The sequence below is a fragment of the Pseudomonas sp. MMS21 TM103 genome (assembly GCF_022132145.1).
Lineage (GTDB): Bacteria > Pseudomonadota > Gammaproteobacteria > Pseudomonadales > Pseudomonadaceae > Aquipseudomonas.
Genome location: NZ_JAJISP010000001.1, coordinates 49034 through 69634 on the forward strand (window position 1 = coordinate 49034; position 20601 = coordinate 69634).

Sequence of the window (20601 nt, forward strand, 5' to 3'; positions counted from 1 at the left end):
ACGGCGGATAAGCCAGCAAGAGCTCGACCAACCAGCCGCCCAGGCATTGCCGCCAGACGGCAGGGCTTTTATTATCCTCGCACCGTAGCCTGCCAGTCTGTCGGACGCCCACTGCGTCCGACAGAGGCCCTGCCCGCCTCTGAGAACATCACCATGACCGATCAAGAACGCCTGGAACTCGAAGCAGCCGCCTTCCGCAGCCTGCTGCAACACCTGCGCAGCCGCCCCGATGTGCAGAACATCGACATGATGAACCTCACCGGTTTTTGCCGTAATTGCCTGTCCAAATGGTACAAGGCCGCGGCCGACGACATCGGCGTTGCGGTAACCCCGGATCAGGCCCGCACAGAAATCTACGGCATGCCGTACAGCGAGTGGAAAAACAAATACCAGGAAGAGGCCAGCGCCGAGCAGCAGGCTGCGTTCAGAAAGTCCAGCGATAAAGGCCACAATGCATGAGCGCCCTGCACGACTTCCGCGCCCAGTTGCATGGCGATGAGTTCGCCTTTGCCGAGACCCTGGCCTTCATCGCCGAACACTACGACTACCAGCCGAGCGCCTTCAGCAATGGCGCGGTGGAAAACCCCGCCGGACAGAATGAGGGCTCCTGCAAGACCCTCGGCCTGGCCCTGCTCGAAGGCCTGAGCCTGGAAGAAACCCTGCGCTGCTTCGGCGAACACTACCGCAGCGTGCTGGCCAGCCCGGATGGCAACGACCACGGTAACATCCGCGCCCTGATGACCACCGGCCTCGCCGGCGTGCGCTTCGACCAGCAGCCGCTCAAGCGCAAGGCCTGAGCACAACGGCTCCTGCAGCACAGCGGTTCTTTGTCAGCCCTGTGCCCGGCGATGCGGGGCGCAGGGCCGCCGAGCCGGCAAAAACCAAAAGCATCGCGCCGGGGCGGCCCTCCTGAAGTTAGTGCAGGGCCGCACCGATCTACGGGTGAGCCCGACGCTTACTGACCGTCGAGGAAACGCTCCACATCCAGAGCCGCCATGCAGCCGGCGCCGGCCGAGGTGATTGCCTGGCGGTAGACATGGTCGGCGACGTCACCGGCGGCGAATACGCCCGGCACACTGGTGGCGGTGGCATTGCCGTCACGACCGCCGCTGACCACCAGATAGCCATCCTTCAGCGCCAACTGACCGTCGAACAGCGAGGTGTTGGGCGTGTGACCGATGGCGACGAACAGACCATCGACCTTCAACTCGTCGCTGCTGCCGTCGTTGTTCTTCAGGCGCACGCCGGTCACGCCCATGGCGTCGCCCAGCACTTCGTCGACCTCGGCGTTGAGCTTGAGCACGATCTTGCCTTCGGCGATCCGCGCCTGCAGTTTGTCCTGCAGGATCTTCTCGGCACGGAAGGTCTCGCGACGGTGCACCAGGGTCACCTTGCTGGCGATATTGGCCAGGTACAGCGCCTCTTCCACCGCGGTATTGCCGCCGCCGACCACCGCGACGTCACGGTTGCGGTAGAAGAACCCATCGCAAGTGGCGCAGGCTGAAACGCCCTTGCCCATGAACGCCTCCTCGCTCGGCAGACCGAGGTAGCGGGCGCTGGCGCCGGTGGCGATGATCAGCGCATCGCAGCTGTAGGTGGCACTGTCGCCGACCAGGGTAAACGACTTGCCAGCCAGATCCACCGCATTGATGTGGTCGTAGACGATCTCAGTCTCGAAGCGTTCGGCGTGCTCCTGCATGCGCTGCATCAAAGCCGGGCCGGTCAGGCCATGTACGTCGCCCGGCCAGTTGTCGACTTCGGTGGTGGTGGTCAACTGGCCGCCGGCCTGCATGCCGGTGATCAGCAGCGGCTTGAGGTTGGCCCGTGCGGCATAGACGGCGGCGCTGTAACCGGCAGGACCGGATCCCAGGATGATCACTCGAGCATGGCGTGTTGCAGACATAGAAAACTCCTGCCGGGCACTGGGCCGGACACATAAAAAAGGGGCTCGCCAAGCACTTCAACAGTACCGTGGGGAGCGAGCCCCGAAAGCTAACCGATTGTTGCACTGGCCGGCAGGCTACCCAGGTGCGGGCAATCGAGGAAATACCCTTTGCCAATTCCATGCATAGCGAATCCCTATGACGTCTCGGCCGACAGCGGCGGACTTTCCCCTGCCGGACAAAGTCGGTAAGGTCGGCGCGACTTTTACCTCACGGAGAACCCCATGCCTGCTCCTGTACTGTCCGGCCCGCAATACCTCAGAGAAGGCCTGAAACTGGTGCTGAGCCCGGGGCTACGGCTGTTCGTGCTGCTGCCATTGGCGATCAACCTGATTCTCTTCGTCGGCCTGGTCGGCTTTGCCGTGCAGCAGTTCAGCGGCTGGGTCGATGCCTTCATGCCGAGCCTGCCAAGCTGGCTGAGCTTCCTCGAATACATTCTCTGGCCGCTGTTCGTGGTGCTGGTGCTGCTGATGGTGTTCTTCACCTTCACCATGCTGGCCAATATCATCGCCGCCCCCTTCAACGGCTTTCTCGCCGAGAAGGTCGAAGTGGTGGTGCGCGGTGAAGACACCCTGCCGGCCTTCAGCTGGGCCGAACTGCTGGCCATGGTGCCGCGCACCCTGGGCCGCGAAATGCGCAAGCTGGGGTACTTTCTGCCGCGCGCCATCGGCCTGCTGATCCTCAGTTTCATCCCGGTGGTCAACCTGATCGCTGCGCCGCTGTGGCTGCTGTTCGGCGTGTGGATGATGGCCATCCAGTACATCGACTACCCGGCGGACAACAACAAGATGAGCTGGCCGGACATGCTCGCCTGGCTGCGCGAGAAGCGCTGGCAATCGCTGGGTTTCGGCGGTATCACCTACGCGGTGCTGTTGATCCCCTTCGTCAACATCCTGATGATGCCGGCGGCGGTGGCCGGCGCCACCCTGTTCTGGGTGCGCGAAGGTGGCGATCGGACATTGTCACCCGTCAACTGAACACTCATCAACTTGCGGGCAAGAGGCGCTCGACCACGTCGCGCAACGCCTGCAAGGAGCGTTCAGACTCCTGCTCGATGCGCCGGCGTAGCAGTAAGCGATTGACCAACTGCATCCCGAGGCCTCGAAAGCCGTACTCCAGGGTACGCACGAAGCGGGTACCACGGCGCTCCGCCTGGCACTCGTAGGTCACCACCAGCTCCAAACCCCGGTCGCCCCAGGCCCTGGCCTGCCAGCGCCGGCCGGCCTGATGGTCGAGTACTTTCCAGCGCAGATGACCGAAGCGGCGGCCTGCATGGATGTCTTCCTCGAAACCGTCACCGGCCACCAGCACGCCATCACGCCCCTCAATACGCAGGGACGACGGGTGCCATTCGGGCCAGTACGTAGGCGTGGCGGCATAAGCCAGCACCGTATTGGCTGGCCGTTCAATGTAGACGGCATGCTGCATTCGCACCTGCTCGCAGACAGGCAGAGGCTCCCAGTGCAAGGTCCCGTACAACCAGTCCATCAGCGGATGGACGATGCCAAAATTGTGGCTATGCATCAGGTCGCGCCGGTGATGCAGTGCGTGCAACCGGCGCATCTGGGAAATTCCAGGCAGGTGCGAGAGCGGATGCTCGGCGGGCAGGTGTTCGCACGCATGCATCACCTCATAAGCCAGGTAGCCGGACAGCATGCTACCAACGACCAGCGCGGCCAGGTTGCCATCAACTTGAGCCAGCAACCACCAGGCGGAGAATAGCGGCAGGCTGAAGAGCACTATCAGCCAGGCAGGAAACAGGATTACCCGCCAGTCGCGCGGCGTCTCGTAGCGCATCTGGCCCTCGACGAAGAAGCTGTGATGGTCGCCGGTATGGCGCTTGTAGAAGAGCTTTGCGAAGCGAGTTTTGTGATGCCCAAGGTGCTTGTGCACCATGTATTCGCCCCAACTGAAGAACACCAGAGTCAGCGGCACCAGCAGCCATTGCCAGACGGCCACCTGATCCAGGGAGCGCCACAAGAAGGACAAGCAGGCGGCACCGTAGACGAAGACGAAGCCGGCATGCAGCCAGGGGTTGTACAGCGGATGAATATCGGTCCGGTAGCGAATGCGAAACGCCTGGGCATTGTTGTTGTGGCTCATGGCAGTAACTCCGGCGGTGGTTGACAGGAGTCTATGCGGCGCCTAATTATTTTTATAATGGATATTATAAAAGAGCATTATTCTTGATTACGAATTTACGTCAGATTGACCTCAACCTGCTGCTGGTCTTCGACGCGTTGATGCAGGAGCAGAACCTGACCCGCGCCGCACAGCGCCTGCACCTGAGTCAGTCGACGGTGAGCAACGCCTTGTCGCGTCTACGCCAGCAGCTCGGCGAGGAGCTGTTCCAGCGCACTGCGCGAGGCATGACGCCTACCGCCCGCGCCCAAGTGCTGTACGTGCCAGTACGCCAGGCTCTACGCCTGCTGCAAAGTGGTTTGGGGCCCCAGGAGCGTTTCGACCCGCAGAGCAAGCACAGTTTTAGCCTGTCGCTAAACGACTATGCCCAGGCCGCCCTGCTACCGCTGCTGCTCGAACGCCTGGCCAGGCTGGCGCCGCGCGTGGAAATTCATGTACAACCTGATGATGCGGACACGCTGATACAGCGCCTGGAAAGCGGCACGCTGGACATGGCCATCGACTACCTGCACTTCGATACCTCCGATCTGAACTACACCCCCCTCCAGGAAGAGCAGTTGGTGGTAATCGGCCGCGCCGGCCATCCCGCCTTCGCCGGCGGACTGAGCCAGGATGACTACCAGAGCGCCCGACACGTGTCGGTGCTACCACGTGCCGGGCGCGGCTCGCCCCTGGAAATCGTGCTCGGCTCAGCCAGGGTGCGCCGCCAGACGGTGCTGCATCTGCCCAACTACCTGCCAATCCCGGCGGTCATTGCCCGCACAGACCTGCTCGGCACGGTGCCGAAGCGACTGGCCGAGGCGTTCACGCCTGTCCATGCGCTTCAGGTGGCGCCCCTGCCCTTCGACATGCCGCCCGTACAGATCAGCCTGATCTGGCACCGGCAACAGGAACTCGACCCGGCACAGTGCTGGCTACGCCAGCAGTTGAGTGACCTGCTCAGCTAGCAACTGACCCGTGAAACCCTTGTGCACCTGTGTCTTGCCCAGCACCAGCGCAAGGCAATACACCGACTGATCACGTCACAATCGCCCACATGATCGCGACGGAAACGCCATCACAAAAAAGCAATCGAATTGTCACGGGCACTACATGGCGGCAGCCGACACTGCGGCCATGCACACACCCACCTTCTCTATCGCACTGATCACTGAAACCTTCCCGCCGGAAATCAACGGCGTGGCCACGACCCTCGGCCGCCTGGTCGATGGCCTGCGCGCCCGGGGCCATCGCCTGCAACTGGTGCGCCCACGGCAGAGCAGCGATGACGGCCGCAAAAGCGACGACCAGTTGCTGCTGACCCGCGGTTGGTCGCTGCCTGGCTACCCCGGTTTGCAGTGGGGCCAGTCGTCACTGCACAAGCTGCTGCGACGCTGGAAAAGGCAACGCCCGGATGTGCTGTACATCGCCACCGAAGGCCCGCTCGGGCTGTCCGCCCTGCGCGCCGCACGGCGCCTGCAGATCCCGGTGGTCAGCGGTTTTCACACCAACTTCCAGCAGTACACCGGGCATTACGGCATCGCCCTGCTGACCCGCGCCCTGACCAACTACCTGCGCTGGTTTCACAACCGCTCGCAGATGACCCTGGTGCCCAGCACCAGCCAGCTGATCGAGCTGCAACGCCGCGGTTTCGAGCGCCTGGAGTTGCTCGCCCGCGGCGTCGATGGTCAGCTGTTCCACCCCGCCAAACGGTGTAATGAGCTGCGCCTGAGCTGGGGCCTGGCCGAGAGCGATATCGCCATCCTGCATGTCGGCCGCCTGGCCGCAGAGAAGAACCTGGCGCTATTGGTAAAAAGCTATCGCATCCTGCAACAGGCGCACCCGCAGCAACGCCTGAAGCTGATTCTGGTCGGCGACGGACCGCAGCGCGCCAGCCTGCAACAGCAGCTGCCAGAGGCAGTTTTCTGCGGCCTGCAGCGCGGCGAAGCACTGGCGACGCACTACGCCTCGGGCGACCTTTTCGTCTTTCCCAGCCTTTCGGAAACCTTCGGCAATGTGGTGCTTGAAGCCCTCGCCTCGGGCCTCGGCGTGGTCGCCTTCGACCGGGCCGCGGCGGCGCAACATATCCGTCACGGCCATAACGGTGTTCTGGCCGCGACCGAAGACCAACAGGGCTTTATCGAAGCCGCCAGCTGGCTGCTGGAAGAGCCGGAAAACCTTCGCCGGGTGCGCCTGAACGCCCGGCAGCATGGCGCGCGACAGGGCTGGCCGGCGATCGTCGAACTGTTCGAGCAGCACCTGCGGAACGCCCTGACACCCACACTCGATGGACTCAGGGGCCAGGGAACAGCCAGGTAGGCCGCCCCGACTCCCCACGCCCACGCCCCTTCTGCCGAACCATTCTCAGGCCTGCCCTTTGGCGCAGCGGTGAATAGAAGACGTTTACTGAACCTAACGATACGCATTATCATTTGATAACTGATCACATCTCGGCTATCTCCATGCTGCACATCTCGCCCATTTTCACCCGCCTGCATCGCGACGAAGAGGTCTACGGCTTACTCAACTCCGTACCCGCGCCTCTGCTCGGCGAAATGATCGACTACGCCGGTGATCACTTCGTGATCCTGGACCCGGATCACCTGCTGCGTGGCGGCGATGAGCCGATGCATGGCCCGCGCGCCTGTCAACCGGCCGGCGTCTCGCCCTGGGTACGGGTGCCGGAGGTCGACGCGAAATTGATCGTCCAGCGTCTCGACGCTGGCGCCGAGACCATAGTGCTGCCGCGGATCGAAAGCGCCGCCGAGATCAAAGCACTGCCGGGTGCGGCCTGCTGCACAACGCCCTGAAAATGCGCCTGGATGACCTGAAATCCCACCCCTAAACCTCGATGAAGTTCTCTATGAATAACAATGCCCGTTTGTTTTCTCTGCCGCTCAGCCTCCTGGCGCTGTCCATCGGCCAAGCAGCCTGTGCCGAACCAGTCAGCCCACAGAAAGTCCTCGCCCCCATGGTGATCAAGGGTGACGTGCTGGGCAGCGCCAGCGATAAAGAAGTGCGCAGCTATGCCGGCAGCCGCAGCGTGGTCGACCGCGAAGACCTGAGCAAAGCCAGCGTGCGCGGCCTCGACGATGCCTTGCAGCGCGTCCCCGGGATCAAGGTGTTCGATGAGACCGGCACCGGCGCCCTGCCGCAGATTTCCGTGCGCGGCCTCTACGAGAGCCGCAGCGGCCGCGCCCAGGTGCTCTCCGACGGCATCCCGCTGTCACTCGCGCCTTATGGCCAGACCAGCCTGTCGCTGTTTCCGCAGACCCTGGCCACCGTCGAGCGCATCGATATCGTCCGCGGCGGCGCGGCGGTGCAATACGGCCCGAACAACGTCGGCGGGGTGATCAATCTGATCAGCAAGCCGATCTCTCGCGCATGGGAGACCACCCTGCAGGAAAAGGCCACCTTCGCCCCCGGCGGCCGCAGCCTGTGGGACAGCTACATCGGCACCGGCGGCTACCTGACCGATAACTTCGGCCTGCAACTGGACCTCAACACCGTCAGTGGCGAGTATGGCCGCGAACATTCCGACAGCGAGGTGCAGAACTACCGCCTGCGCGGCCAGTGGGACATCGACGACACGCGCAGCCTGAGCTTCGGCGTGCAGCGCTATATCGCCGACCTGGACCTGGCCGGCGCCCTCAGCGTCGCCGACTACAAGGACGACCCGCGCCAGTCCACGCGCGAGCTCGACCGTTTCGAAGGCGATAGCGACCGCGTCTGGGGCACCTACAGCCAGTACCTGGGAGCCATCGGCCCCTTCGATGCGGTGGAATTCAGCTGGACCAACTTCGCCCATCACAGCTATCGCAACTTCCAAGTCGGCCTGCCCTTCAACCCGGATGCCGAACCGACCACCTTTCAGGACGCGCCGCGCGACTTCCGCGTCTGGGGCAGCGAGCCGCGCCTGAGCCTGAGCATCGACGGCGATAGCGTCAGCCAGACCTGGCTGCTCGGCGCCCGCCTGGTCAAGGAAGACGTCGACTTTAAGGTCAACCGCGAGAACCTTGGCAGCGGCGCGCAGAGCGTGATCCGCGATTGGACCTTCGACGACGAGGCCAAGGCGGTGTACCTGAGCAACGAGCTGAAACTGCTCGACGGCCGTCTGACCATCACCCCCGGGGTGCGCTACGAACACGCGCGCATGGAGTATGCCGATGGCGTCAGCGGGATCGAGCGCGCAACCGTCGCCGAGGAATGGCTGCCGGGCCTGAGCGCCGGCTATCAACTCACGGACGACTGGTTCGTCTACGCCAACGCCCAGCGCTCGCTGCGCGTGCCGCAGATCACCGCGATCGTCAAGGACGGTGACGTCGCCGCCGAACTGGCCTGGAACTACGAAACCGGCGTGCGCTACACGCCCTGGAACGGCCTGCGCGTCGACCTCGGCCTGTACCGTATCGATTTCGACGATCAGATCGAATACAACCGCAGCAACGACCGCTTCGAGAACCTCGGCAGCACCCGCCACCAGGGCCTCGAAACCGAAGTGTTCTGGACCCCCACCGCGCTGCCGACCCTCGACCTGCATGCCGGTTATGCCTACCTGGACAGCGAACAGCGCAGCGGCGCGTTCAAGGGCAATGAAGTGCCCTTCGCCTCCGCACATCAGCTGACCCTCGATGGCCGCTACCGCTTCGCCGAAGCCTGGACCTACACCCTCGATGGCCTCTACGTCAGCAGCGCCTACACCGACGCGGCCAACAGCCACGCCGAGAATGCCGCCGCGACGGTCGGCGAGTTGCCCGCCTACTGGCTGTGGAATACCGCCATCGAACGCGAATTCAAGCTCGACGACGGCAGCCTGCTGACCACCTCCGCCGGGGTCAGCAACCTGTTCGACCGCCAGTATTACTTCCGCGGCATCGACACCAGCCCCTGGGGTCGTCAGCCGGCACCCGGCCGCACCCTGACCCTGGGCGTCAACTACAGCTTCTGATCCGCCCATTCGTACCCAGGCGATCGGCTGGTGTTTGCGCTGGCCGGAGCTACGCCTGGAATATCTCGCCGCGCGATGTCCTGATGCACGAGCCACCGGCCATGGTGTTTTTGCAAGACGAAAAAAAGCCCCGATGTGCCGGGGCTGAGGGAGTGTTGCGCCGTTGTGCGGCGCCACACTAAAGGGTCAATCAGACCAATGTGGTCAGCGCCTCGCGGCTGAACGGCAGGATGTCGCCTTCACGGCCTTCGCGCACCTTGAGCGCCCAATCCGGGTCGACCAGCAGGGCGCGGCCCACGGCCACCAGATCGAACTCCTGATTATTCAGACGCTCCAGCAGGTTTTCCAGACTGGCCGGCTCGGCGACCTTGTCGGTCTTGACCATGAACTGCAGGAACTCGCCGTCCAGGCCGACGCTGCCGACGGTGATGGTCGGCTTGCCGGTGAGCTTGCGGGTCCAGCCGGCCAGGTTGAGATCGGAGCCGTCGAATTCCGGCTCCCAGAAACGCCGGGTCGAGCAATGGAAGATGTCCACGCCGGCATCGCTGAGCGGCTTGAGGAAGGCTTCCAGGGCCTCCGGGGTTTCCACCAGACGCGCGCTGTAATCCTGCTGCTTCCACTGTGAGAAGCGGAAGATGATCGGGAACTCCGGACCGACTGCGGCGCGTACCGCCTGGATCAGTTCGATGGCAAAGCGCGAGCGCTGCGCCAGGTCACCGCCATATTCGTCGCTGCGCTGGTTGCTGCCGGCCCAGAAGAACTGATCGACCAGGTAGCCGTGGGCGCCGTGGATTTCCACGCCGTCCATGCCGATGCGCTGGGCATCCTTGGCGGCCTGGGCGAAGGCGGCGATGACTTCCTGGATATCGTCCTGGGTCATGCCGTGCACCACGACATTGCCTTCCTTGATCTTCTCGCTCGGACCATAACCCGGCACGGCGGCGTCCGGCTCGGTACCGAGCTTGCGCACATTACCCACGTGCCACAGCTGCGGGACGATCTTGCCGCCTTCGGCGTGCACCGCCTCGACCACTTTCTGCCAGCCGGCCAGGGCATCTTCGCCGTAGAAACGCGGCACGTTGGGGTAGCCGTTGGCGGCCTTGTGGCCGACGGTGGTGCCTTCGGTGACGATCAGGCCCACACCGCCCGCGGCGCGGCGACGGTAGTACTCGATGACCTTGCTGTTGGGCACCCCGCCCGGCGAGAAGGAACGGGTCATGGGGGCCATCACCACACGGGTCGGCAGCTCCAGCGCGCCCAGGCTGAAGGGTTGAAACAAGGCTTTTACCGGATCGTTCATCGTTGTTCCTCTGCCGGCCAGGTGACCGGTCGTCTACTTAATGGGGTTTTAAAAAATCAGGCCCGCAACAACAGCTGCAGGCGCTGCATGAAGTCTTCGAGGGCACAGGTGTTGTTTGCCACTTTCAGGCGCGTCAGGGCGCCCTGCCAGGCGCTGGTGATAAAACTCGCCAGGCCGCGGCAATCCTCATTGGCGGCCAGCTCGCCGGCATCCTGTGCCTGCTGCAGGCAGGCCTGCAGGATGTCCGCCGAGCGCTGCAAAATGGCGTCGATCTCGACACCCAGGGTGGGCGACAGTTCGGCCATCTCGAAACTCAGGCTGCCGATAAAGCAGTGGTATTCGAGCTTTTCCTGGCGGGCGAAATGCTCCACCAGTTCCGCGTAGTAGCCGACGATGCGCGCCCGCGGGCTCAACGCCGAGTTCGCCAGCGCCTGGCTATAACGCTGCAAACGCGGGCCATACACCTGCTGCAAGGCCTGCAGGGCGAACTCTTCCTTGCTGGCGAAGTAGTGATAGAAGGAGCCCTTGGGCACGCCGGCGGCCTGCACGATCTCCTGCACGCCGGCACCGTGATAACCGCGACGGGTCATCACCTCGGCGCCTTTGGCGAGGATCAGGTCACGTTTGTCGAGTCGTTGGTGTGCATTCATGCCGGCAAGGATATGACCGGTCGTCTCGCCCCGCCCAGCACTATTGATTTGCGTGATAAGCGCTTACACGGAGGAAGTAGGGAAAGCCTATAGCCCGGATCAGCCGCGCGATGCAATGCAATCCTAAGGCACGACTTCAGATTGAAGAGGTGCGACTCAACAGCTGGCGGGTTGTCGCTGCGCCATGAGCGGCCGGCGCCCCAAACAGCCCTGGACGCTGCGCGCAAAACGCGATTTGCCGCGAGCGCCTGGAGGTGGCCTAGCGACAACGCTCGATTGTTCCACTGCTGAGAGGCCTTTCAGCTCAGGGCTTTTTCGATAGCCTGGATCAAGGCGGGATCCTCCGGTACCGTACGTGGCGAGAAGCGCGCCAGCACCCGACCGTCCTGACCAACCAGGAACTTTTCGAAATTCCAGGTGATGTCGCCGGGAAACTCGGCGCCCTCGCCCGCTAGCAGGCGGTACAGCGGATGACGATCATGCCCATTGACTTCGATCTTGCTGCCCAAGGGGAAGGTCACCCCATAGTTCAGGCTGCAAAACTCGCGAATGGCCTCTTCACTATCAGGCTCTTGTTCGGCGAACTGGTTGCACGGCAGGCCGAGCACGGTGAAGCCCTGCGCGCGGTACTGCTGATGGAGTTTTTCCAGCCCGGCGTACTGCGGAGTCAGGCCGCACTTGGAGGCAACGTTGACCACCAGCACAACCCGCCCCTTTAAGGGTGCCAGCGGCAGTTCCTGACCATCCAGAGCACGCAGATTTAGGTCGTGAAAGGCACTCATGACTAGCTCCTTGGGAACGCTTCAAATTACCGGCAAAGGACAAAAAAGGCGCCTCTATGAAGGCGCCTTTCTCGTTTAACCCAGCTTAGCAGTCGCTGGCACAGTTGCTACAACCATAAGTCGTATTGCGCCCTCGACATTGCGGCAGTGGATCAGTGCTGATGGCCACCTTCGCCATGCACGTGGCCATGCGCAACTTCTTCATCACTGGCGTCACGCACTTCGATCACTTTGACCTTGAAGTTCAGGCGCTGACCGGCCAGGGGGTGGTTGCCGTCGACGATCACGTCGTCGCCCTCCAGCTCACGAATGGTGACGATCTGCATGCTGCCGTCCGGGCCGGAGGCGTGGAACTGCATGCCGATTTCCAGTTCGTCGACGCCTTCGAACATGCTGCGGTTGAGGGTCGCGACCAGCTCGGCGCTGTACTCGCCATAGGCATCTTCCGGCTCGACGGAGACATCCAGCTCGTCACCGGCCTGCTTGCCGAGCAGGGCTTTTTCCAGACCGCCGATGATGTTGCCGGCGCCTTGCAGGTAAACCAGCGGCGCGCCGCCAGCGGAGCTATCGATCACCTCACCGGCATCGTTGGTCAGGGTATAGTCGATAGAGACAGCCTTATTGGGGGCGATCAGCATGGGGCGAGACCTTCTGCATAGAAAAATAGAACGGACTAGTTTAACCAAGGGTGCGCGCGAAAGCGAACCCAGCCCTGACGGACGGCCGGACGCGGGCCTGGTGCGATTGATTGACTTTGGTCAGGACGCCGACGGTCATTGGCTGGCAATCTTGTCCTGTGGTCATACTCAACACCTGCGCCATCAGCCGCCGTGGCAAAATCGCACCTAGGTGCTCGACGCCAAACAACGCACTAGTCGCCTGGATCAGCCCTTCGCCTGCGGCTGGTGCATGGCAGCTGTCGAATCCGGCGCAGCCAACCCTGGCCGCCTGCCGGACGTGACACTGTCCTAGTGCGGGAAAACAATAATCGATCATTTCCGCACTACTTTCCGTTGCATAGAACGAGCATTCGCAGGGCGGCCTTCCGCCCCAACAGAGCGTAAAAACGGCTGCTATGCGGACCTTTCCTCGCTGCGCAAGGTCAAGTCCAACAGGCTGCTAGCGACACAGACAAGGAACGGTAAATGCCGGCACGCAATATTCTGGTAATCAACTGTGGCAGTTCGTCGATCAAGTTCGCCCTGGTCAATGAAGCCCACTCGCAATTCACCCTCAGCGGCCTGGCCGAACGCCTCGGCAGCCACGACGCAGTGCTGCACTGGCAGCGTGGCGGCGAGAAGGACAGCCTGATGATCCCCAATGGCGATCATCGCGCCGCCCTCGCCCAGCTATTGCCGCTGGTGCAGAGTGCCGCCGGCGGCAAGCTGCACGGTATCGGCCATCGCGTGGTGCATGGTGGCGAGCATTTCACCGCGGCCAGCCGCCTGGATGAAGCCACCTTGCGTGCCATTCACGCCACCGCGCCGCTGGCGCCGCTGCACAATCCGGCCAACCTGCAGGGCATCGAGGCGGCGATCAAGCTGTTTCCAACCCTGACCCAGGTGGCGGTATTCGACACTGCCTTCCACCAGACCCTGCCCGAACATGCATTTCGTTATGCCCTGCCGGACAACCTCTACCGCGAGCACGGCGTGCGTCGTTATGGCTTCCACGGCACCAGCCACCGTTACGTCAGTCATCGCGCGGCCGAACTGGCCGGCCTGTCGGTCGGCGACAGCAGTTGGCTGGTGGCCCACTTGGGCAATGGCTGCTCGACCTGTGCCATCGTCAACGGCCAGAGCCGTGACACCAGCATGGGCCTGACCCCGCTGGAAGGTCTGGTGATGGGGACGCGCAGCGGCGATGTCGATCCCAACTTGCACAGCCACCTGGCGCGCACCCTGGGCTGGAGCCTGGAGCGCATCGACCAGTTGCTGAACAAGGAAAGCGGCCTGCTCGGCCTTTCCGGGCTGTCCAACGACATGCGCAGCCTTGAGCGGGCCCGCGAACAGGGCCATGCTGGCGCCACCTTGGCCATCGAGGTGTTCTGCTACCGCCTGGCCAAATCGCTCGCCGCCATGAGCTGCGCCCTGCCGCAGCTGGACGGACTGATTTTCACCGGCGGCATCGGCGAAAACTCGCCCTTGGTCCGCAGCAAGACCGCGGCCCATCTCAAGCTGTTCAACCTGGCCCTGGATCAGGAGGCCAACGCCCGCACCATCCGCGGCGTTGCGGGCTCGATCCAGGCCTATGGCCACCCGCGTGTGCTGGTAGTGCCGACCAACGAAGAACGCCAGATCGCCCTGGACACCCTGACCCTGCTCGATAACTGACTGCTGATGACCGGGCAGGTTGGATTGCAGAGCGCAGGGACAAGCCCAACCTACGCGCCCACCAACCAGAGCCCGGCCACCACCAACAGCGCCTGCTGCCCAGCGCCCACCTATCTGTAAGCGCTCGCCCGACACGATTGGAGACTCAATGCACACCTTCTTTATCTCGCCCACCGGCTTTGGCGTCGGCCTCACCTCCATTAGCCTCGGCCTGGTTGGCGGCCTGGAGCGCGCCGGCCTCAAGGTCGGCTTCTTCAAGCCGATCGCCCAGCCCCATCAGGGCGACGCCGGCCCGGAACGCTCCAGCGAACTGATCGCCCGCACCCATGGTTTGCATTCGCCCAAGCCGCTGGCCCTGGCGCATGTCGAGCGCATGCTCGGCGACGGCCAACTGGATGAACTGCTCGAAGAAATCATCAGCCTGTATCACCAGGCCGCCGCCGGTAAGGATGTGATCATCGTCGAAGGCATGGTGCCGACCCGTCAGGCCAGCTATGCGGCGCGGGTCAACTTCCATCTGGCCAAGAGCCTGGACGCCGAGGTGATCCTGGTCTCGGCTCCGGAACAGGAAAGCCTGAGTGAACTGTGCGATCGGTTAGAAATCCATGCGCAGCTGTTTGGCGGTCCGCGAGACCCGAAAGTACTCGGGGTCATCATCAACAAGGTGCGCAGCGAAGATGGCGTCGCAGCCTTCTGCGAGCGCTTGCAAGAACACTCGCCGCTGCTCAAGAACGAAGACTTCCGCCTGCTGGGCTGCATTCCCTGGCAGGACGAGCTGAACGCCCCGCGTACCCGCGACATCGCCGACCTGCTCGGCGCCCGCGTGCTCAACGCCGGCGACTACGAACAACGGCGCATGCTCAGGATCATGCTCTGTGCCCGCGCCGTGGCCAACACCGTGCAACTGCTCAAGCCCGGCACCCTGGTGGTGACCCCTGGCGATCGCGACGACATCATCCTCGCCGCGAGCCTGGCGGCAATGAACGGCATGCCGCTGGCCGGCCTGTTGCTGTGCAGCGACTTCGTGCCCGATCCACGCATCATGGAACTGTGCCGTGGCGCGCTGCAAAGCGGCCTGCCAGTGATGACGGTACGCACCGGTTCCTACGACACCGCCACCGACCTCAACCGGTTGAACAAGGAAATCCCGGTGGACGACAAGGAGCGCGCCCAGAAGGTCGCCGACTTCGTCGCCAGCCATGTCGACCACGACTGGCTGCGCACCCGCTGCGGCACCCCACGGGAGCTGCGCCTGTCGCCCTCGGCGTTCCGCTATCAACTGGTCCAGCGCGCCAAGGCGGCGGACAAGCGCATCGTCCTGCCGGAAGGCAGCGAGCCACGCACCATCCAGGCGGCCGCCATCTGCCAGGCGCGCGGCATAGCCCGCTGCGTGCTGCTGGCCAAACCGGAAGACGTGCACGCCGTGGCCCAGGCCCAAGGCATCGAGCTGCCGCCGGGACTGGAAATTCTCGACCCGGATCTGATCCGCGAGCGCTATGCCGCGCCCATGATCGAACTGCGCAAGGGCAAGGGCCTGAATGCACCCATGGCCTTGGCTCAGCTGGAAGACAACGTGGTGCTCGGCACCATGATGCTGGCTCTGGACGAGGTCGACGGCCTGGTCTCGGGCGCCATCCACACCACGGCCAACACCATTCGCCCGGCCTTGCAGCTGATCAAGACCGCGCCGGGCTACAACCTGGTGTCCTCGGTGTTCTTCATGCTGCTGCCGGATCAGGTACTGGTCTATGGCGATTGCGCGGTCAACCCCGATCCGACTGCGACGGAGCTGGCGGAGATCGCCGTGCAAAGCGCGGCCTCGGCCGTAGCCTTCGGCATCGAGCCGCGGGTGGCCATGCTCAGCTACTCCACCGGCGACTCGGGCACCGGCGAAGAAGTCGAGAAGGTGCGCGAGGCCACGCGCCTGGCCAGGCTGATCAACCCGGACCTGCTGCTCGACGGCCCCCTGCAGTACGACGCCGCCGCGATCGAGAGCGTTGGACGGCAGAAAGCACCGAACAGCCAGGTGGCCGGCCGCGCCACGGTATTCGTGTTCCCCGACCTGAATACCGGCAACACCACCTACAAGGCCGTGCAGCGCAGCGCCGACTGCATCAGCGTTGGCCCCATGCTGCAAGGGCTGCGCAAACCGGTCAACGACCTGTCGCGCGGTGCGCTGGTCGACGACATTGTCTACACCATCGCCCTGACCGCAATCCAGGCCGCCAACTTGCCGCAGTAGCCGCCATAGGCAGGGGCTGCGGCATCGTCGGTGGATGGCTCATGTGCCATCCACCCTGGTGTCACGACAACGTTGAGATGTCGGTTAACCGCGGTCTTACCCATGTAGCGCGATCCCCTGGTGGGTGAGTAAAGCCCACGCAGCCGATGGCGATGAACCTGCAAGATCCGACAGTTCATGATTGATACGACACTCGCCACATTTCGGTGGCCTCCGAATTACACCAAGGCTTATTCGGGCTACTGGGTGGATTATTGATAACGAGTAATAGCGACAGCCCCGCAACATGACCTATCGGTCAGCTCCAGCACTTGCAGTCCAGTGCCCAGACGCTACCCTGTGCGCCGACCGACCCGTGGTAGAGAACCTCGGGCTATGAACAATCCGGGGCCGAGCCCCCCCTTTGCGGAGGCATCTGCCCCCATGCTGCATTGTCTGCCTGCCCCCCTGCGCGGCCTGATTGGCGCAAGCTTGCTGGCCCTGAATACCCTGTTCTGGTGCTGGCCGCTGTTTTTCCTGGCGTTGCTCAAACTGCTGTTGCCGATCCCGGCGCTACAACGCAGGGTGCGCGACCTCATGCATGTGATTGCCGAGTCGTGGATTGCCACCAATAAATTCTGGATGGATCTGCTTTCGCAGACCCGCTGGCACATCAATGGGATCGAGCGCTTCGACAAACAGCATACCTACCTGGTGACGAGCAACCACCAGAGCTGGGTCGACATACTGGTCCTGCAATACCAGCTCAACCGACGCATGCCGCTGCTCAAGTTCTTCCTCAAGCAGGAACTGATCTGGGTGCCGGTAATAGGCCTGTGCTGGTGGGCGCTCGAGTTTCCCTTCATGAAGCGCTTCAGCAAGGAATACCTGGCCAGGCATCCGGAGAAACGCGGCGAAGATCTGGCGACCACCCGCAAGGCCTGCGAGCGCTACAAGAGCAACCCGGTGTCGGTCTTCAACTTCCTCGAGGGCACGCGCTTCAGCCCGGCCAAGCAAGCCGCGCAAGGCTCACCGTTCCAGTACCTGCTCAAACCCAAGGCCGGCGGTATCGCTTTCGTGCTGGACGCCATGGGCGAACAACTGCACAGCCTCGTCAACGTCACCATTCATTATCCCCAGGGTAATCCGGGCTTCTGGCAACTCCTCAGCGGCGAGATCAGCGACGTGGTGGTGAGTTTCAACGAACTGCCGATCCCGCCACAGTTCATCGGCAGGAACTACGATCAGGACGAAGCCTATCGCCTCAGTTTCCAGCAGTGGGTCAACCAGTTGTGGCAAGACAAGGACGCCGAGCTGGCTCAATTGCATCGGCAATATGGGCCGCAACCACGTGCCTGAGGGCGGGTGACGCGTCAAGACGGCGCTCGATAGTTTGACAACGCCTGCACAACAAAAAAGGCCTCCCGGTGCGGGAGGCCTTTCGGGTGTCGCTGTGACGCGTTACTGCAGGGGACGCAGGTTGATCTCGACCCGACGGTTCTCCGCGCGGCCGGCTTCAGTGGCGTTGCTGGCAATAGGCTGGCTCGGCCCGGCACCGTAAGCTGAAATGCGTGCCGGCGAAATACCGTTGCTCGTCAGGTAGGAGGCGACACTTTGCGCCCGGCGATTCGACAGGTTCTGATTCAGTTCCATTGAACCGGTGCTGTCGGTGTGGCCAACGATGTCGATACCGTTCTTGTCGAACTCGTTGAAGACCTTGACCAGAGAATTGAGGGTCGGGTAGAAGCCGCTGGAAAGATCCGACGAGTTGCTGGCGAAGGTGATATTGCCCGGCATGATCAGCTTCAGGTCATCGCCATTGCGCTGCACCTGCACACCAGTGCCTTGCAGGGTCTCGCGCAACTTGGCTTCTTGAGTATCGGCGTAGTAACCATAGCCGCCGCCTGCGGCGCCGCCCACTGCCGCGCCGATCAGCGCACCTTTGGCCCGGTCTTTCTTGCTCGAAGTGGCGGCACCAATCACCGCGCCGGTTACAGCACCAATACCGCCGTAGATCCCGGCTTTACCGGCTTCACGTTCGCCAGTGTAAGGATTGGTGGTACAGCCAGCCAAGAGGGTAATGCCAACTGCTGCGAATGCCAGATTGCGCCATGTAGTCATCGTTATTCCTTTATTTTTCGTGTTGTGACAGATCTTCATCGGGTGTTGGAACCCGGACCTGCTGTTAAGTTCCTCACCAGCTTAACAAGATCCGCCACGATGAATGGCCAATCATGCCCGCACGAATGGGTTCTCGCGCATTTCATCGCCCAAACGCGTCTGCGCCCCGTGCCCGGTAATCACGGTGGCGTCCTCGTCCAGGCTATACAGGCGCTGCTTGATCGAACGTTCGATTGTCGGGTAATCGCCGCCCCACAGATCGGTGCGGCCGATGCCACGCCGGAACAAGGTATCGCCGGCGATCAGCAACTTGTCCTGCGGGAACCAGAAGCTCATCGAGCCTGGCGTGTGCCCCGGCGTGTGCAGCGCCACCCCGCAGCCGCAGTCCAGTGCCTGATCGTCGACCAGCCACTGATCGGGCGCGGGGACCGGCACATAGGGCACGCCGAACATGCGGCATTGCATTTCCAGGCTGTCCCAGAGGAACTGATCTTCCTTGTGCAGGTGCAGGGTCGCGCCGGTCTTCTCCTTCATCTGCCCTGAGGCGAGGAAGTGATCCAGATGGGCGTGGGTGTGAATGATGCTGACAACCTTGAGGCCATGGGCCTCCAGGCGCGCCATGATCAGCTCGGGATTGCCACCGGGATCGACCACGATAGCCTGCTTGGTCACGGGGTCACCGATGATCGTGCAGTTGCACTGCAAAGGCCCGACGGGGAAGGTTTCGCGGATTAGCGCGGTCGGCGCAGTAGTGCTCATCGTTTACTCCTCGGTGCGGTAATCACTGGGTAGCTTACCCATGCGCGACAAAAATTGAACGGTTCACGGCCGCCCTGCAGGCAGACAACCTGCATCGACCCTGGCGGGGCAATCGCGCTTGAAGCTGTGTATGGGCGTCAAGGCTGACAGTGTCTCGCAGGGCCGCTCCGCCGACACAGACTCACTGCGCGACTGGAGCCTCTTCGGCCACGCAGCGAACGGCCCGCTTGCGCTGGTCGACCAGCACGCCACTGAGGCCTTTCTGCTCCAGGTCGAACAGCACCAAGACGCCATCGACGCACTGCGCCACCTGGTTTGCCGGTTTGAGCGAGACCTTGTAGTCCTCGCCGGGAACGGTCTTGAGCATGGTGTAGTCGGAGAGCAGCAAGGCATCCTCCGGCTGAGCGAAATGCAGGTAGCCGTAATAAGCGAGGGCCGCCACTGTGGCGCAGATGCTGCCAATGCCAGTGAGGATCAGGGGGATGGGGTTCAGTTCACTCATTACAGACTCTCGAAGTTGGACGTTGCAGAAAAATAATCGCCTGGCGAACCAGATGGCCGGCTGACAGGTGCGCGATGCAGTGACACTGACAGTAGCGACAGGCGGCGCAGCTTGATACAAACGCAAGCCGTTGCAAAGTGGCGATCATTTACCGCCGGCGCGCACTTCTTCGCGGGCCTTGAAGGTCGCCTCGTAGATGCGCTCGGCCAGGCGCGAGAACGGCAGGCTCTGGACCCAGACCGTGCCAGTGCCTTTCAGGGTCGCCAGGACGATGCCCTCGCCGCCGAACAACATGCTTTTCAGCCCGCCCGCCAGGGCGATGTCGTAATCGATACCGCTGGTGAAGGCCACCAGGCAGCCGGTGTCGAGACGCAGGGTTTGGTTGTTCAGCTCCTTGCGAATCACCGTGCCGCCGGCATGCACGAAGACCAGGCCATCGCCCTCGAGCTTTTGCAGGATAAAACCCTCGCCACCGAAAAAGCCCGCGCCCAGGCGCTTGTTGAAACTGATTCCGACCGCGGTGCCGTAGGCGGCGCAGAGAAAGGCGTCTTTCTGGCAGATCAGACTGCCGCCGTGCTCGGCCAGCTGAATCGGCACCACGGTGCCCGGATAGGGCGCGGCAAAGGCGACCCGCGCCGGTGTCTTGCCGGCATTGGAAAAGTGCGTCATGAACAGCGACTCGCCGGTGAGCATGCGCTTGCCGGCGCTCCACAGCTTGCCCAGTACCCCGCTCGCCGCGCCGTCGCCCATGCGCGTTTCAAAGCGCACGCCGTCGGTCATGTAGTTCATCACCCCGGCTTCGGCGATCACCGTCTCCCCGGGGTCGAGGATGATTTCCACACTTTGCGCCGAGGCGCCGAGGATTTCGTAGTCGAGGGAATGGCTGGGCATACAAAGGCTCCTGGCAGTTCGCTTAGGCAC

General features: G+C 62.9%; 20 protein-coding genes and 1 pseudogene. 11 read left to right on the top strand and 10 right to left on the bottom strand.

Annotated features, from left to right (window positions below):
* Window positions 1–153 precede the first annotated feature (153 nt).
* Both LJY18_RS00245 and LJY18_RS00250 read left to right on the top strand, forming a co-directional pair.
* Window positions 154–459, top strand: coding sequence for a DUF1244 domain-containing protein (locus LJY18_RS00245; RefSeq protein ID WP_238039715.1), 306 nt, complete (start codon window positions 154–156; stop codon window positions 457–459).
* Entirely contained in the window at window positions 456–797 is a 342-nt protein-coding gene (locus LJY18_RS00250; RefSeq protein ID WP_238039716.1) for a HopJ type III effector protein, read from the top strand. Before LJY18_RS00245 ends, LJY18_RS00250 begins: the two co-directional genes overlap by 4 nt.
* Window positions 798–955: 158 nt before the next feature.
* On the opposite strand, the gene trxB is transcribed toward LJY18_RS00250, so the two are convergent.
* A complete protein-coding gene (trxB, locus tag LJY18_RS00255) occupies window positions 956–1903 on the bottom strand; it encodes a thioredoxin-disulfide reductase (RefSeq protein ID WP_238039717.1) in 948 nt (315 codons plus the stop codon).
* Window positions 1904–2167: 264 nt separating this feature from the next.
* Here trxB and cysZ point away from each other — a divergent pair, with 264 nt between their 5' ends.
* The gene (cysZ, locus tag LJY18_RS00260; RefSeq protein ID WP_238039718.1) at window positions 2168–2920 is read left to right on the top strand and encodes a sulfate transporter CysZ; all 753 of its coding nucleotides are present in this window, start codon (window positions 2168–2170) and stop codon (window positions 2918–2920) included.
* A gap of 7 nt (window positions 2921–2927) precedes the next feature.
* Here the strand turns inward: cysZ and LJY18_RS00265 are convergent, their stop codons facing one another.
* The gene (locus LJY18_RS00265; protein WP_238039719.1) at window positions 2928–4046 is read right to left on the bottom strand and encodes a sterol desaturase/SRPBCC family protein; all 1119 of its coding nucleotides are present in this window, start codon (window positions 4044–4046) and stop codon (window positions 2928–2930) included.
* Window positions 4047–4129: 83 nt separating this feature from the next.
* Here LJY18_RS00265 and bsrA point away from each other — a divergent pair, with 83 nt between their 5' ends.
* The 4 genes from bsrA (at window position 4130) to LJY18_RS00285 (ending at window position 9012) form a co-directional block, all read left to right on the top strand.
* Window positions 4130–5032, top strand: coding sequence for a LysR family transcriptional regulator BsrA (gene bsrA, locus LJY18_RS00270; protein WP_238039720.1), 903 nt, complete (start codon window positions 4130–4132; stop codon window positions 5030–5032).
* A gap of 145 nt (window positions 5033–5177) precedes the next feature.
* Window positions 5178–6383, top strand: coding sequence for a glycosyltransferase family 4 protein (locus LJY18_RS00275; protein ID WP_238039721.1), 1206 nt, complete (start codon window positions 5178–5180; stop codon window positions 6381–6383).
* 143 nt (window positions 6384–6526) lie between these two features.
* On the top strand, window positions 6527–6874 hold the full coding sequence (locus LJY18_RS00280) for an aldolase/citrate lyase family protein (RefSeq protein WP_238039722.1): 348 nt from the start codon (window positions 6527–6529) through the stop codon (window positions 6872–6874).
* A gap of 53 nt (window positions 6875–6927) precedes the next feature.
* Window positions 6928–9012, top strand: a complete 2085-nt coding sequence (locus tag LJY18_RS00285; protein ID WP_238039723.1) for a TonB-dependent receptor family protein — start codon at window positions 6928–6930, stop codon at window positions 9010–9012.
* A gap of 190 nt (window positions 9013–9202) precedes the next feature.
* On the opposite strand, the gene LJY18_RS00290 is transcribed toward LJY18_RS00285, so the two are convergent.
* The 4 genes from LJY18_RS00290 to LJY18_RS00305 all read right to left on the bottom strand — a co-directional run bounded on the left by LJY18_RS00290 (window position 9203) and on the right by LJY18_RS00305 (window position 12382).
* Window positions 9203–10312 carry an NADH:flavin oxidoreductase gene (locus LJY18_RS00290; RefSeq protein ID WP_238039724.1) on the bottom strand — a complete coding sequence of 370 codons (1110 nt, stop codon included), beginning with the start codon at window positions 10310–10312 and terminating at the stop codon, window positions 9203–9205.
* 56 nt (window positions 10313–10368) lie between these two features.
* Window positions 10369–10962 carry a TetR/AcrR family transcriptional regulator gene (locus tag LJY18_RS00295; protein ID WP_238039725.1) on the bottom strand — a complete coding sequence of 198 codons (594 nt, stop codon included), beginning with the start codon at window positions 10960–10962 and terminating at the stop codon, window positions 10369–10371.
* Window positions 10963–11261: 299 nt separating this feature from the next.
* Window positions 11262–11744 (bottom strand): glutathione peroxidase, encoded by a 483-nt coding sequence (locus tag LJY18_RS00300; protein WP_238039726.1) that lies wholly within the window; start codon window positions 11742–11744, stop codon window positions 11262–11264.
* Between the two features lie 152 nt (window positions 11745–11896).
* Window positions 11897–12382, bottom strand: a complete 486-nt coding sequence (locus LJY18_RS00305) for an FKBP-type peptidyl-prolyl cis-trans isomerase (RefSeq protein WP_238039727.1) — start codon at window positions 12380–12382, stop codon at window positions 11897–11899.
* On the opposite strand from LJY18_RS00305, the pseudogene LJY18_RS00310 reads away from it, so the two are divergent.
* The 4 genes and pseudogenes from LJY18_RS00310 (at window position 12381) to LJY18_RS00325 (ending at window position 17657) form a co-directional block, all read left to right on the top strand.
* Window positions 12381–12716: pseudogene (locus tag LJY18_RS00310) on the top strand (DUF3565 domain-containing protein). The gene LJY18_RS00305 and the pseudogene LJY18_RS00310 sit on opposite strands and share 2 nt — an antisense overlap.
* A 173-nt stretch (window positions 12717–12889) precedes the next feature.
* Window positions 12890–14077: an acetate kinase gene (locus LJY18_RS00315; protein ID WP_238039728.1), complete on the top strand. Its 1188-nt coding sequence runs from the start codon at window positions 12890–12892 to the stop codon at window positions 14075–14077.
* 148 nt (window positions 14078–14225) lie between these two features.
* On the top strand, window positions 14226–16319 hold the full coding sequence (gene pta / locus LJY18_RS00320; RefSeq protein WP_238039729.1) for a phosphate acetyltransferase: 2094 nt from the start codon (window positions 14226–14228) through the stop codon (window positions 16317–16319).
* Between the two features lie 423 nt (window positions 16320–16742).
* On the top strand, window positions 16743–17657 hold the full coding sequence (locus tag LJY18_RS00325) for an acyltransferase (protein WP_238039730.1): 915 nt from the start codon (window positions 16743–16745) through the stop codon (window positions 17655–17657).
* 102 nt (window positions 17658–17759) lie between these two features.
* Here the strand turns inward: LJY18_RS00325 and LJY18_RS00330 are convergent, their stop codons facing one another.
* The 4 genes from LJY18_RS00330 to LJY18_RS00345 form a co-directional block, all read right to left on the bottom strand.
* The gene (locus tag LJY18_RS00330; RefSeq protein ID WP_238039731.1) at window positions 17760–18419 is read right to left on the bottom strand and encodes an OmpA family protein; all 660 of its coding nucleotides are present in this window, start codon (window positions 18417–18419) and stop codon (window positions 17760–17762) included.
* 111 nt (window positions 18420–18530) lie between these two features.
* Entirely contained in the window at window positions 18531–19178 is a 648-nt protein-coding gene (locus tag LJY18_RS00335) for an MBL fold metallo-hydrolase (RefSeq protein ID WP_238039732.1), read from the bottom strand.
* A 181-nt stretch (window positions 19179–19359) separates the two neighbouring features.
* Window positions 19360–19680 carry a hypothetical protein gene (locus LJY18_RS00340; RefSeq protein WP_238039733.1) on the bottom strand — a complete coding sequence of 107 codons (321 nt, stop codon included), beginning with the start codon at window positions 19678–19680 and terminating at the stop codon, window positions 19360–19362.
* Between the two features lie 144 nt (window positions 19681–19824).
* The gene (locus tag LJY18_RS00345; protein WP_238039734.1) at window positions 19825–20571 is read right to left on the bottom strand and encodes a TIGR00266 family protein; all 747 of its coding nucleotides are present in this window, start codon (window positions 20569–20571) and stop codon (window positions 19825–19827) included.
* Between the last annotated feature and the right edge of the window lie 30 nt (window positions 20572–20601).

Bases quoted from the DNA above. Each gene is read 5' to 3' on its own strand.
- cysZ (WP_238039718.1), top strand. From the start codon at position 2,168: ATGCCTGCTCCTGTACTGTCCGGCCCGCAATACCTCAGAGAAGGCCTG.
- LJY18_RS00275 (WP_238039721.1), top strand. From the start codon at position 5,178: ATGGCGGCAGCCGACACTGCGGCCATGCACACACCCACCTTCTCTATC.
- LJY18_RS00285 (WP_238039723.1), top strand. From the start codon at position 6,928: ATGAATAACAATGCCCGTTTGTTTTCTCTGCCGCTCAGCCTCCTGGCG.
- LJY18_RS00245 (WP_238039715.1), top strand. From the start codon at position 154: ATGACCGATCAAGAACGCCTGGAACTCGAAGCAGCCGCCTTCCGCAGC.
- pta (WP_238039729.1), top strand. From the start codon at position 14,226: ATGCACACCTTCTTTATCTCGCCCACCGGCTTTGGCGTCGGCCTCACC.
- LJY18_RS00335 (WP_238039732.1), bottom strand. From the start codon at position 19,178: ATGAGCACTACTGCGCCGACCGCGCTAATCCGCGAAACCTTCCCCGTC.
- LJY18_RS00295 (WP_238039725.1), bottom strand. From the start codon at position 10,962: ATGAATGCACACCAACGACTCGACAAACGTGACCTGATCCTCGCCAAA.
- LJY18_RS00330 (WP_238039731.1), bottom strand. From the start codon at position 18,419: ATGACTACATGGCGCAATCTGGCATTCGCAGCAGTTGGCATTACCCTC.
- LJY18_RS00345 (WP_238039734.1), bottom strand. From the start codon at position 20,571: ATGCCCAGCCATTCCCTCGACTACGAAATCCTCGGCGCCTCGGCGCAA.
- LJY18_RS00305 (WP_238039727.1), bottom strand. From the start codon at position 12,382: ATGCTGATCGCCCCCAATAAGGCTGTCTCTATCGACTATACCCTGACC.
- LJY18_RS00250 (WP_238039716.1), top strand. From the start codon at position 456: ATGAGCGCCCTGCACGACTTCCGCGCCCAGTTGCATGGCGATGAGTTC.
- LJY18_RS00280 (WP_238039722.1), top strand. From the start codon at position 6,527: ATGCTGCACATCTCGCCCATTTTCACCCGCCTGCATCGCGACGAAGAG.
- LJY18_RS00340 (WP_238039733.1), bottom strand. From the start codon at position 19,680: ATGAGTGAACTGAACCCCATCCCCCTGATCCTCACTGGCATTGGCAGC.
- LJY18_RS00315 (WP_238039728.1), top strand. From the start codon at position 12,890: ATGCCGGCACGCAATATTCTGGTAATCAACTGTGGCAGTTCGTCGATC.
- trxB (WP_238039717.1), bottom strand. From the start codon at position 1,903: ATGTCTGCAACACGCCATGCTCGAGTGATCATCCTGGGATCCGGTCCT.
- LJY18_RS00325 (WP_238039730.1), top strand. From the start codon at position 16,743: ATGCTGCATTGTCTGCCTGCCCCCCTGCGCGGCCTGATTGGCGCAAGC.
- LJY18_RS00300 (WP_238039726.1), bottom strand. From the start codon at position 11,744: ATGAGTGCCTTTCACGACCTAAATCTGCGTGCTCTGGATGGTCAGGAA.
- LJY18_RS00265 (WP_238039719.1), bottom strand. From the start codon at position 4,046: ATGAGCCACAACAACAATGCCCAGGCGTTTCGCATTCGCTACCGGACC.
- LJY18_RS00290 (WP_238039724.1), bottom strand. From the start codon at position 10,312: ATGAACGATCCGGTAAAAGCCTTGTTTCAACCCTTCAGCCTGGGCGCG.